Origin of the sequence: Microbacterium sp. K36 (genome assembly GCF_004794355.1) — a bacterium.
GTDB lineage: Bacteria > Actinomycetota > Actinomycetes > Actinomycetales > Microbacteriaceae > Microbacterium > Microbacterium paraoxydans_D.
The window spans coordinates 87,649-97,396 of the sequence record NZ_SSDN01000084.1; the positions used below are offsets into that span (position 1 = coordinate 87,649).

The 9,748-nt window shown below is 69.9% G+C and carries 16 protein-coding genes and 1 tRNA gene; 12 read left to right on the forward strand and 5 right to left on the reverse strand.

Annotated features, from left to right (window positions below; genetic code table 11):
* Complete coding sequence (locus DW296_RS10755; RefSeq protein WP_136052223.1) at nt 1-774, reverse strand: CoA transferase subunit A; 774 nt, start codon at nt 772-774, stop codon at nt 1-3.
* Nucleotides 775-877: 103 nt separating this feature from the next.
* Between DW296_RS10755 and DW296_RS10760 the strand changes: the two genes are divergently transcribed.
* From DW296_RS10760 to DW296_RS10795, 8 genes are all read left to right on the forward strand, one after another.
* Nucleotides 878-1,666, forward strand: a complete 789-nt coding sequence (locus DW296_RS10760) for an IclR family transcriptional regulator (protein WP_240743063.1) — start codon at nt 878-880, stop codon at nt 1,664-1,666.
* Nucleotides 1,667-1,701: 35 nt separating this feature from the next.
* On the forward strand, nt 1,702-2,139 hold the full coding sequence (locus DW296_RS10765) for a MarR family winged helix-turn-helix transcriptional regulator (RefSeq protein WP_136052225.1): 438 nt from the start codon (nt 1,702-1,704) through the stop codon (nt 2,137-2,139).
* Nucleotides 2,136-3,374, forward strand: a complete 1,239-nt coding sequence (locus DW296_RS10770; protein ID WP_136052226.1) for an MFS transporter — start codon at nt 2,136-2,138, stop codon at nt 3,372-3,374. The genes DW296_RS10765 and DW296_RS10770 overlap by 4 nt, the downstream gene beginning before the upstream one ends.
* A gap of 22 nt (nt 3,375-3,396) precedes the next feature.
* Complete coding sequence (locus DW296_RS10775; RefSeq protein WP_136052227.1) at nt 3,397-3,879, forward strand: YbaK/EbsC family protein; 483 nt, start codon at nt 3,397-3,399, stop codon at nt 3,877-3,879.
* A gap of 82 nt (nt 3,880-3,961) precedes the next feature.
* Nucleotides 3,962-4,654: an SOS response-associated peptidase gene (locus DW296_RS10780; protein WP_136052228.1), complete on the forward strand. Its 693-nt coding sequence runs from the start codon at nt 3,962-3,964 to the stop codon at nt 4,652-4,654.
* A gap of 145 nt (nt 4,655-4,799) precedes the next feature.
* The gene (locus DW296_RS10785) at nt 4,800-5,141 is read left to right on the forward strand and encodes a DUF7882 family protein (protein WP_136052229.1); all 342 of its coding nucleotides are present in this window, start codon (nt 4,800-4,802) and stop codon (nt 5,139-5,141) included.
* A 64-nt stretch (nt 5,142-5,205) separates the two neighbouring features.
* Nucleotides 5,206-5,475 (forward strand): hypothetical protein, encoded by a 270-nt coding sequence (locus DW296_RS10790; RefSeq protein WP_136052230.1) that lies wholly within the window; start codon nt 5,206-5,208, stop codon nt 5,473-5,475.
* Nucleotides 5,476-5,503: 28 nt separating this feature from the next.
* Nucleotides 5,504-5,779 (forward strand): hypothetical protein, encoded by a 276-nt coding sequence (locus DW296_RS10795; RefSeq protein WP_136052231.1) that lies wholly within the window; start codon nt 5,504-5,506, stop codon nt 5,777-5,779.
* Between the two features lie 193 nt (nt 5,780-5,972).
* On the opposite strand, the gene DW296_RS10800 is transcribed toward DW296_RS10795, so the two are convergent.
* A tRNA-Lys gene (locus DW296_RS10800) sits at nt 5,973-6,045 on the reverse strand.
* Nucleotides 6,046-6,200: 155 nt separating this feature from the next.
* On the opposite strand from DW296_RS10800, the gene DW296_RS10805 reads away from it, so the two are divergent.
* The 3 genes from DW296_RS10805 to DW296_RS16485 all read left to right on the forward strand — a co-directional run bounded on the left by DW296_RS10805 (nt 6,201) and on the right by DW296_RS16485 (nt 7,836).
* Nucleotides 6,201-6,998 carry an inositol monophosphatase family protein gene (locus DW296_RS10805; protein WP_136052232.1) on the forward strand — a complete coding sequence of 266 codons (798 nt, stop codon included), beginning with the start codon at nt 6,201-6,203 and terminating at the stop codon, nt 6,996-6,998.
* Between the two features lie 16 nt (nt 6,999-7,014).
* Nucleotides 7,015-7,566, forward strand: a complete 552-nt coding sequence (locus DW296_RS10810; protein ID WP_136052233.1) for a hypothetical protein — start codon at nt 7,015-7,017, stop codon at nt 7,564-7,566.
* 93 nt (nt 7,567-7,659) lie between these two features.
* Nucleotides 7,660-7,836, forward strand: coding sequence for a hypothetical protein (locus tag DW296_RS16485; protein WP_168429021.1), 177 nt, complete (start codon nt 7,660-7,662; stop codon nt 7,834-7,836).
* Between the two features lie 56 nt (nt 7,837-7,892).
* Here DW296_RS16485 and DW296_RS10815 read toward each other — a convergent pair whose 3' ends face one another.
* Both DW296_RS10815 and DW296_RS10820 read right to left on the reverse strand, forming a co-directional pair.
* The gene (locus DW296_RS10815) at nt 7,893-8,207 is read right to left on the reverse strand and encodes a DUF7882 family protein (RefSeq protein ID WP_136052234.1); all 315 of its coding nucleotides are present in this window, start codon (nt 8,205-8,207) and stop codon (nt 7,893-7,895) included.
* A 69-nt stretch (nt 8,208-8,276) separates the two neighbouring features.
* On the reverse strand, nt 8,277-8,504 hold the full coding sequence (locus DW296_RS10820) for a DUF2188 domain-containing protein (RefSeq protein ID WP_136052235.1): 228 nt from the start codon (nt 8,502-8,504) through the stop codon (nt 8,277-8,279).
* 213 nt (nt 8,505-8,717) lie between these two features.
* Between DW296_RS10820 and DW296_RS10825 the strand changes: the two genes are divergently transcribed.
* Complete coding sequence (locus tag DW296_RS10825; RefSeq protein WP_136052236.1) at nt 8,718-9,062, forward strand: hypothetical protein; 345 nt, start codon at nt 8,718-8,720, stop codon at nt 9,060-9,062.
* A gap of 27 nt (nt 9,063-9,089) precedes the next feature.
* Here the strand turns inward: DW296_RS10825 and DW296_RS10830 are convergent, their stop codons facing one another.
* Nucleotides 9,090-9,599 carry a hypothetical protein gene (locus DW296_RS10830; RefSeq protein ID WP_136052237.1) on the reverse strand — a complete coding sequence of 170 codons (510 nt, stop codon included), beginning with the start codon at nt 9,597-9,599 and terminating at the stop codon, nt 9,090-9,092.
* Nucleotides 9,600-9,748 lie beyond the last annotated feature (149 nt).

The window sequence follows — 9,748 nt, forward strand, 5'->3', positions numbered from 1 at the left end:
TCAGGCTCCTTCCGCGGCGACGGTCCGCCGCTCGATGCGCTTGGGGATGTCCTCGCCCACCTCGACGATCCGGTGCACGAAGACCCCGGGGAGGTGGATCGCGTCCGGGTCGAGCTCGCCGGGCTCGGCGAGCCGCTCGACCTGCGCGATGCACACACGGCCGGCCATCGCGGCGAGCGGGTTGAAGTTCCGCGCGGCCTTCGTGAACACCAGGTTGCCGTGCCGGTCGCCGCGGGCCGCGTGCACCAGGGCGAAGTCGGTGGTGATCGCCTCCTCCAGCACGAACTCGCGGGGCTGACCGTGCACGGCGAACGTGCGCACGTCCTTGGGCGGCGAGGCCACTGCGATCGAGCCAGCGGAGTGGTACCGGCGAGGAAGACCCCCCTCGGCGACCTGGGTGCCGACGCCCGTCTGGGTGAAGAACGCGGCGATTCCGGACCCTCCCGCCCGCAGCTTCTCGGCGAGCGTGCCCTGGGGGGTCAGCTCCAGCTCGAGCTCCCCGGACAGGAACTGCCGCTCGAATTCCTTGTTCTCCCCCACGTACGAGGAGGTCATCTTCCGGATGCGCTGCGCCGCCAGCAGGATGCCGAGTCCCCAGTCGTCCACTCCGCAGTTGTTGCTGACGACGCTCAGGTCGGTCGTGCCCTGCGCGAGGAGCGCTTCGATGAGCGCGATCGGGTTCCCGGAGAGTCCGAAGCCTCCGACGGCGAGCGAAGCGCCATCCGGGATGTCGGCGACGGCGGCCTCCGCGGATTCCCATTGCTTGTCGATCACGTCTGCTCCTTCGGTTCCGTGTCCCCTCCAGCCTTCCGCCCCGGCGGCGTCACGGCCAGCACCCTCTTGCGATGTGGACGCGCGCACCACTAGCGTCCACCATGTGGACACTGCGACGAACCCCGTCCCCGGCACTCAGGCCGTCGCGCGGGCGGCGCGTCTCCTGCGACTGGTGACGGCCGCCGGCACCGACGGCGCCACCCTGCAGGAGCTCGCGGCACGCGCCGGGCTCTCCCGGCCCACCACGCATCGCCTGCTCAGCGCCCTGCGCGCGGAGGGGCTCGTCGACCGCGACGCGGGCAGCAGCCGCTGGATGCCAGGCCCCGAGCTCTTCCTCATGGGGTCCGTGGCTGCCGCCCGTTACGACGTGACGGCGCTGGCCCGGGACATCGTGCGGTCGCTCGCCGTGAAGACAGAGGAGAGCGCATTCTTCTCCGTCCGGCGCGCGGACGAGACGGTCTGCCTGCTAAGGGAAGAGGGTTCCTTCCCCATCCGCTCGTTCGTGCTGAGCGAGGGGGTGCGCTTCCCGCTCGGCGTCGCGAGCGCCGGCCTCGCGATCCTCGCCTTCCTCCCCGACCACGATGTGGATGCCTATCTGGAGCGCCATCCGGAGCTCGTCGAGAACTGGGGACGCGCTCATGGCGAGCGCCCGCTGCGGAAGCGCCTCGCCGAGACGAAGGAACGCGGGTTCGCCGTCAACCCCGGCCTGATCGTCGAGGGGAGCTGGGGCCTCGGCGCGGCGGTGTTCGACCGCACCGGACGCCCGGAGTGGGCGCTCAGCCTCACCGGTGTCGCCTTCCGCTTCGGCCCGGAGCGTCAGGCCGAGCTGGGCCGGATCCTCCTCGCGCACGCCCACCAGCTCTCGGCGAGGATCGCGCACGCTCGACGGTGACCTCGATACATATCACCAGGTATATACTTTCTGGTATGAATCGCTCCGAGGTCATCCCGTCCCTCGTGCTCTCGGGCTATGCGCTGGGTCGCATCGCCGCCCAGGACGCGGGGAACGAGGCGCCCGCCGCGCAATGGCGGGTGCTCAGCCTGCTCGACCAGTCAGGTCCCCGTCGCGTCGGCGAGCTCGCCGCGGCGGCCCGCACGACGCAGCCCGGGATGACCCGGCTGCTCGGCACCCTCGAACGCGAGGGCCTCGTCCGCCGCTCCCCCGACCCCGACGACTCCCGTGCCACCGTCGTCGCCGCGACCCCCGACGGCACGGCGGCCCTGGCCGCCTGGCGCTCCGAGTTCCGGGAGACGATCGCACCGCGGTTCGTCGACCTCGACGACGACGACTGGCATGCCCTCACCCGTGCGGCCGAGATCCTCGCCGCCCGCACCTCCGCAGACCGGACAGGAGACATCCGTTGAACACCGCCCCCACAACACCCGCCCCCTCGGTCTGGCGGCAGCCGGCCCAGGTATGGGCCGTCGCCTTCGCGTGCGTCGTCGCTTTCATGGGGATCGGCCTCGTCGATCCGATCCTCCCGGCCATCGCGGAGTCCCTCGAGGCCACGCCGGTCGAGACGGAACTACTGTTCACCAGCTACCTCCTCGTCACCGGCCTCGCGATGCTCGTCACCAGCTGGATCTCCAGCCGGATCGGCGCCAAGGCGACCCTCCTCGTCGGTCTCGGCCTGATCGTCGTGTTCGCCTTCCTCTGCGCGATCAGCGGCAGCGTCGACGCGGTCATCGGCTTCCGTGCCGGCTGGGGGCTGGGCAACGCGCTGTTCATCTCGACGGCGCTGGCCACGATCGTCGGCGCCGCATCCGGCGGCAGCAGCGCGGCCATCGTGCTGTATGAGGCGGCACTCGGCCTCGGCATCGCCGTAGGTCCCCTGCTCGGCGGCATCCTCGGCGAGCAGAGCTGGCGCGGCCCGTTCTTCGGCGTCGTGGCCCTGATGGCCATCGCCTTCATCGCCGTGCTCGTGCTGCTGCGGGGTCCGGGCGAGAAGCGCACCCCGGTGAAGTTCTCCGCCCCCTTCACGGCCCTGCGCCGTCCCGCGCTCGCGATCCTCGCCGTGGCCGCCCTGTTCTACAACATCGGCTTCTTCGTGCTGCTCGCGTTCTCGCCCTTCCCCCTGGGCTTCGGCGCGATGGGCATCGGCCTGACCTTCTTCGGCTGGGGTGTCGCCCTCGCGATCACCAGCGTGTGGGTCGCGCCGGTGCTGATGCGCCGGATGCCGAGGACGCACGTGATCCTCACCGTGCTGCCCCTGCTCGCCGTCGACCTCGTGGTCGCGGGACTCGTCGTCGCCGAACCGGCCGCTCTCGTCGTGTGCATCATCGTCGGCGGTCTGCTCCTCGGCATCATGAACACCGTGCTGACCGAAGCCGTCATGGAGGCGACAGACCTCCCCCGCTCCGTCGCCTCTTCGGCCTACTCCGCAGTCCGCTTCCTCGGTGGCGCGATGGCCCCGCCGATCGCCGCCCTGCTGTGGCACCTGTTCAGCGCCACCGTGCCGTACCTCTTCGCCGCCGCCGCCGTCCTGCTGGCCGCGCTGACGATCCTCCTCGGCCGGAAGGTCCTCGCGCACATCGACGACGAGCCGGCTGATGCGACCGCCGAGGACGCGGCGGCGATCCTCGTCGGTGACGCCGGCTGACCTGCTCGGCTACCGTGGGGGCATGACCGACGCTCCTCCCCTCCCCGAGCGCAGCCGACGGGTGCAGGAATACCTCCTCGCGGCCGGTGTCGAGACCGAGATCCGGGTCCTTCCGGACTCGGCGCGCACCGCCGCCGAGGCGGCCGCCGCCATCGGCTGCGACGTCGCCGCGATCGCCAACAGTCTCGTCTTCCTCGCCGACGGCCGCCCCGTCCTCGTCATGACCAGCGGCGGGCACCGGGCGGACCTCGCCGTCCTGGCGCGAAGCGTGGGGGCGAGCGAGGTCGTCATGGCACCGCCCGCCACCGTGCGCGACGCCACCGGACAGGCGATCGGCGGAGTGGCGCCCGTCGGCCATCCCGCGCCCCTCCCCACCTTCATCGACAGCGCGCTGCAGGCGTACGACGTGGTGTGGGCGGCGGCGGGCCACCCGCACACCGTCATGCCGCTGACCTCCGCCCAGCTGTCGGATCTGACCGCCGGCACCGTGATCGACGTCGTCTGACGCTGCGGATGTCCGCGCCGTGCCTCATGATGGAGGCGATGCGGGCCGCGGCGCGAGCGACCGGCCAGACGGAGGCGATGACATGTGCGGACGATTCGCGAACGACGCGACGACGGACGAGCTGATCCGGGAGTTCGTCGCCGAGGGCGGCCGACCAGAGGACTGGTGGAAGTCCTGGCATGGCGCGTACTCGATCGCCCCCACCGAGAGCGCCCCCATCGTCCGGGACCGCGGCGAGGGCCGCATCCTCGAACTCGTGCGGTGGGACTGGCAGAGTCCCCCCAACCGTCCGCAGCGCGCCCCGCTGATCAACGCACGGATGGAGAAGCTCGCCGCCGGATTCTGGGCGCCGGCGTTCTCCGCCGCGCGGTGCCTCGTGCCGATGCGCGGGTACTTCGAATGGACGGGCGAGAAGGGCCACAAGACCCCGCACTTCCTCCACGGTGACGGCCTGCTCGCCGCCGCCGGCCTCACCTGGTCGATGGAGCATGAGGGAGAGAAGGTGCGCTGCTTCGTCGTCGTCACCCGGGAAGCGCGAGACGCCGGTGGGGAGGTGCACGACCGGATGCCCGCCTTCCTGACCCCGGACACCTGGGACGCCTGGCTCACACCGGAGAAGCTCACCGGGCAGACCAAGCTCGACACGCTGGCGATGCTCGACCACACCTCCGCCGATGTCGCCGCGACGCTCCGCGGACACGTCGTAGACCGCAAGGTGAGCAACACGCGCACCGTCGATCCCGCGGATCCCACGCTCCTCGACCCGGTCGGGTGAAACGCGGCGACACGCGCGGACGCACGACACCCCGGTGGGATAGGAGATCGGGCGGATGTGTGAAACGCTGAGCACACCCCACACCAGCGGTCACCTCGGCCGCGCCTCTTGGCACAGGTTCCCGTGGAGAGAAGGGAATCTTGCGATGGGCAAGTTCATCTACGAGAACAGCGTCAAGGTCGACATCGAAGACCGCGCTCTCACTCACATCCAGCTGGTCATGACCGCGAAGCTCCGCCGTGGCGAGCCCTTCGGCTTCACCTGGAAGGACGACGTCAGCATGGGCGGCGGCCGGACGACGGTCTGGATCCATGCCGGAAGCTCGCTGGTGTACAAGTACCACGGCAGTCGCCAGCCCAGCGTCAACCGCGCCTGGATCGAGGCCCTCGCGTTCACGGCCAACGCGCCGAGCGGTCTGTACCTCGTCCCTGAGCCCGCGGAGCAGCAGCTGCCGGACGGCAGCGAGAGCTCTCTCACGCGGTCCTAACACGCTCTTCGACGGGGTTCAACCCCTCTTGCCGGGTCGTGAGGTGATTCGTACCGTGGAGCGCATGGGGAACCAGACGGGAATGACGACGACGCACATCGAGATCGATGGGCACGACTTCCTCCTGCCTCGCAGCACGGATGTCGCGGACCTCATGTCTCGGATCGAAGCGGCGGCGCGCTCGCAACCGACGTTCATCGACTTGGCGACGGGTGACACGCTCACGAGCGTGCTCATTACCGCGCAGTCCCGCGTCGTCGTCTACCTGATCCGTGAGGACGCCGGACGAGACGCCCCCATCGACGTCCGCTCCACGCTCGACTGGGATCTCTGAGGGCACGACTCGCTCGTAGACTGGACGGATGCTCGTCGCTCTCATCCGCCCCCGCGGATCCATGACCGTCGACGTCACAGGCATCTCGCTGGAGGACGTCCACACTCAGCTCGATGCTCACCGTGAGCCGGGGTACGCGCTGACGTCCGCCCCGGTGCGCATGCTCAAGGGCGAGGCGAAGATGGAGGCGACGGGAAAGTTCCAGCGCGTCGACGGCGTCGAGCAGATCGAGGCCGACGACATGGCGGGCATCGAGGCGAAAGTCCCCGAGGGCTGGCAGCTGCTCTCGGTCCGCCGCGCCTGACGCGCGCCCCCGACCGCCGACCACGCGTTCCCGGTCCCGCGTCGCGCACTGTCGCGTCGGTTCCGCTGCGGGTGCGAAACTGTGCCTCCCCTGGCCGCGAGAGGCACGATTTCGATCCCGCCCGGGGCGATGCAGCCCTGAAACAGGCAGAGAAAAAGCCCCGGAGATGGCGAGATCTCCGAGGCTTGTTCCGTGCACCCCCAGGGACTTGAACCCTGAACCCACTGATTAAGAGTCAGTTGCTCTGCCGATTGAGCTAGAGGTGCGTGGCCCGGGATAACCCCGACCGAGGAATTACATTACCAGCGGTTGGCGCCGACACGAAATCCGCCGCGGCCCGGGCGTGGCCCGGGCGTTTCGCCCGCCGATCCTGACCGATGGTCTCTGCGGGGGCGGTCGGCGCGACGACTATCCTGAAAGCGTGACCGCCACTCCCGACGCCGCCGACCTGCGCGCCGACCTGCAGCTCGCCCTTCGCCTCGCCGATGCCGCGGACGCCCAGTCCCTCCCCCGCTTCGACGCCGCCGACCTGGAGATCTCCACGAAGGCGGACCGCTCGCACGTGACGGACGCCGACCTGGCGACGGAGCACGCGATCCGCCGGATCCTCGAGGAGGAACGTCCCGACGACGGCATCTTCGGCGAAGAGTTCGGGGCTCAGGGCGGCACCGCGAGGCAGTGGATCGTCGACCCGATCGACGGTACCGCCAACTTCCTCCGCGGCGTTCCACTGTGGGGGACGATGATCGCCCTGGCGATCGATGGCGTGCCCCGTGTCGGCGTGGTCAGCATGCCCGCCCTCGGGCGGCGCTGGTGGGCCGCAGCAGGACACGGCGCCTGGACGGTGAGCGACCGCACCGAGCGACGTCTCGCCACCTCCACCGTCTCCTCGCTGGACGAGGCCAGCGTGAGCTTCCAGAGCATCGCACAGTGGCGCGACGCCGGACAGCTGGATGCCCTGCTGCGCCTGAGCGAGCGTGTCTGGCGCGATCGGGCGTACGGCGACGTCTACGCCTACATGCTGCTCGCCGAGGGACGGCTGGAGGCGGTCGCCGAGTTCGATGTGAAGGAGTACGACATCGCAGCGGCTGTGGCGATCGTCCAGGAGGCGGGCGGACGCATGACCGCGTTCGACGGCTCCAAGACGATCTCCGCCCGCTCGACACTCGCCACCAACGGCACCCTTCACGACGAGTTCCTCCGTCTCCTGCACGACTGACCACCCCGAGGCCCCGATGACCACCCGACGACTCGCGATCCTGGCCGGTCTCGTGCTCGCGGGGACGATCCTCACCGGGTGCACCGGCGGAGGCGCGCCCGGTCCGTCGCCGTCGCAGGGCCCCGTGACGCCCACCGCAGACGGCGGCGCGAGCGCGACACCGGGCGGGGACGAGCTCACGTGCGAGTCGATGATCTCCGAAGGCACCGTCGCGGCCCTCACCGACGCCGGCTGGACGGCAGAGCCACGCGAGTTCCGCGTCGGGGGCGTCGAGCTGACACAGGGACTCCTCTGCTTCTGGGCGGACTTCAGCGTGCCCTCGGACCACGGTCAGATGTACGGCTGGTCTCCCTTGTCCACCGAGGACGCGGAGCGCGCACAGGCGGGCCTCGAGGAGGAGGGGTGGCGGAGCGAGGAAGACGCGCAGGGCGTGTACGTCACCGAAGACCCGCAGTTCGCCATGAGCACGGATGAGGACGGGTACGGCATGACCTACCTCTTCGGCGACGGCTGGGTGAAGGTCGCCGACACGAAGCAAGGACTCCTCCTCATCGAAGGCCCCCGCTGACGGCACACACCATCCGGCCGGCGCTGTCAAGCGGCTGGGCCTGCGGCCGCGGATGGACGAGTCTGGACGCGTCCGACGAGGAAAGGAACGCCCATGGGTAACGACAGCGACCGCAACGACATCAGCACCGAGCCCTCCCCCGGCCCCGAGGAGAACGACAACCTCGGCGCCGAGGACAACAAGGGCGAGCCGCGCACCGTTCCGCCCACGGCCGGATCGGATGACGACGGCGACGACGTGCTCGCCGAGGACCCCGACCGCTCGCACTGAGTCCGCCGTCCCGATGACAGGAGCCCCGCCTCGCACGAGGTGGGGCTCCTGCGCTGTCACTCCCCCGTCGAGCTCTGGACGATCTCGTCGACGAGCGTGATGCCTCCGGTCGAGTTCGCCGACTGCATGAGGTCGTCGATCCACTGCGGATTCAGCTTCGGCGGCTCCCGCCCTTCGAAGGTGAAGCGCAGCGGGATCGAGGGGTGCAGCCAGATGGTGGATCGTCCGTATGCGTCGCCCTCGGGGTGGGTCCACGACACCGTGAAGCTCTCGTTGCGCCGGAGCTTCGTCGCGATCACGACCTTGAGGTGCGCGAGCGCGCGGTCCTCGATGTGGAGCTGGCTCGTGCTGTCGTACATGATGAACCCCATGACCGAATGCTAGGCCTCGCCTGCCATGGCCACCAGGGCTGTCGTGCCGCATTCACCACCGCCCGCGTCTCAGCCGCGGACGCCCCTCGGGTCGCCTCCGTAGCTGTTCCGCTCCCCGATGGTGCCGTCCTCCCGTCGGATGAGGTGCTCCACCTGACGTGCCCGAGCGGTCTCCCGCCCGACGGCGACAGCCTCGTCTTTCGTGTCATGCGGCCCGCTGAACGTGTTCACCTCGCCCTGAACGCGATTGAACCAGCCGCCCTCCTGGTGGAACGTGTCGACATCGCCCTTCGGCATGGCGTCTCCCTTCGTCGTGAAGCCCATTGCTACCGCGCGATGCCGCTCGTCTCCGACCCCCTTGCGCCCGCGCCGGATCGGTCGTACGCGGCCGGAGGGTCGATCGCGTCCCCCGAAGAGGGGACAGACACCCGGCCTGTGCGCCTGCGATCATCGCGGTGAGGGAGTCTAAAGAGCGGGCGCTGTCCCGCCGATCGGGGAAGGAGACTTCAGATGACGACCGACATCATCGCGGGGCCGTTCCTGACGGCTGTCCGTCAGGCCTGGGATCGCGCACGCGGAACGCTCATCGTCCCTCAGGGGTTCACGCTGACGGATCTGGCTGCCGGAGCGGGGTCGTTGAGCGCAGAGGTCACCGACTCGACCGGGACCCGGTTCGGCTTCCGCGCTCCCCTTCCGGCGTCCACCCGGTGGGAAGGGAAGGCGCAAGGCGGCGAAGGCACTCCGGAGCACTGGGCGCTGTGGAGCGTCATCATCCCGCTCATGGAGGAGCTGGAGACGGACGGCGGACGCCGCTTCGCCCCCGATGCCGACGGCGTCCGCTGGGTGACCACGTAGAGGATCGCGGTCACCGCGCCGCGGAGCCTATCGCAGACCGTCTTCGCAGTTGCTTCCCTGACGGGCTTCCCACCACAGCGCGTACTCGGGTCCGTTCTCGGTCTCGATCGTCCACGGCGGGAAGGTGATGTAGCGGTCGAGCGCGAGGGCCCACGAGCTGTCCGCTCTGGTCGATCCGGGGTCGTCCGCGGGAAGCTCGTCCTCTGTCGTCCAGGACTCGGCCGGATGGGTCTTCGCCCAGTCGTAGATGAGCTGGCCCGTCTGAGACCAGTCGCGGTCGTTCATTTCTGCGGCGACCTCGGGGGGCATCGGCGCGTGGTGCGGCGTCCTGTAGTCGTACGTGCACGAGTACGTCCGCCCGTCGTCGCCGACGTAGCTCAGCGCGATGGTCACGTTGGTGGCGAGGTCCCCCCGCCGGCCCAGCACCCACGCTGCGGCGGTGAGGAGCACCGCTGCCACCACCACCGCGATCGCCGCGACAAGCCAGCCGGTGCGACGCCGCCGACTCCGCGCAGACGGGCTGTGTGCGGATGACATCCCCCCATCGTAGCCAGCCCGGCGTTCCGCCCCCGCGGGGGTCTCGCCCTCCGTTCCCACAACGAACAGGCCCGCCTCCCCAGTGATCACTGGGGAGGCGGGCCTCGTTCTGTGTGACAGCGACCTGGTGGAGCTGGGGGGAATCGAAC

Excerpts from the sequence above, each read along its gene's own strand:
- DW296_RS16485 (WP_168429021.1), top strand. The coding sequence starts at position 7,660 with ATGGGTAACGACAGCGACCGCAACGACATCAGCACCGAGCCCTCCCCC.
- DW296_RS10820 (WP_136052235.1), bottom strand. The coding sequence starts at position 8,504 with ATGCCGAAGGGCGATGTCGACACGTTCCACCAGGAGGGCGGCTGGTTC.
- DW296_RS10815 (WP_136052234.1), bottom strand. The coding sequence starts at position 8,207 with ATGGGGTTCATCATGTACGACAGCACGAGCCAGCTCCACATCGAGGAC.
- DW296_RS10780 (WP_136052228.1), top strand. The coding sequence starts at position 3,962 with ATGTGCGGACGATTCGCGAACGACGCGACGACGGACGAGCTGATCCGG.
- DW296_RS10830 (WP_136052237.1), bottom strand. The coding sequence starts at position 9,599 with ATGTCATCCGCACACAGCCCGTCTGCGCGGAGTCGGCGGCGTCGCACC.
- DW296_RS10825 (WP_136052236.1), top strand. The coding sequence starts at position 8,718 with ATGACGACCGACATCATCGCGGGGCCGTTCCTGACGGCTGTCCGTCAG.
- DW296_RS10785 (WP_136052229.1), top strand. The coding sequence starts at position 4,800 with ATGGGCAAGTTCATCTACGAGAACAGCGTCAAGGTCGACATCGAAGAC.
- DW296_RS10775 (WP_136052227.1), top strand. The coding sequence starts at position 3,397 with ATGACCGACGCTCCTCCCCTCCCCGAGCGCAGCCGACGGGTGCAGGAA.
- DW296_RS10790 (WP_136052230.1), top strand. The coding sequence starts at position 5,206 with ATGGGGAACCAGACGGGAATGACGACGACGCACATCGAGATCGATGGG.
- DW296_RS10765 (WP_136052225.1), top strand. The coding sequence starts at position 1,702 with ATGAATCGCTCCGAGGTCATCCCGTCCCTCGTGCTCTCGGGCTATGCG.
- DW296_RS10795 (WP_136052231.1), top strand. The coding sequence starts at position 5,504 with ATGCTCGTCGCTCTCATCCGCCCCCGCGGATCCATGACCGTCGACGTC.
- DW296_RS10810 (WP_136052233.1), top strand. The coding sequence starts at position 7,015 with ATGACCACCCGACGACTCGCGATCCTGGCCGGTCTCGTGCTCGCGGGG.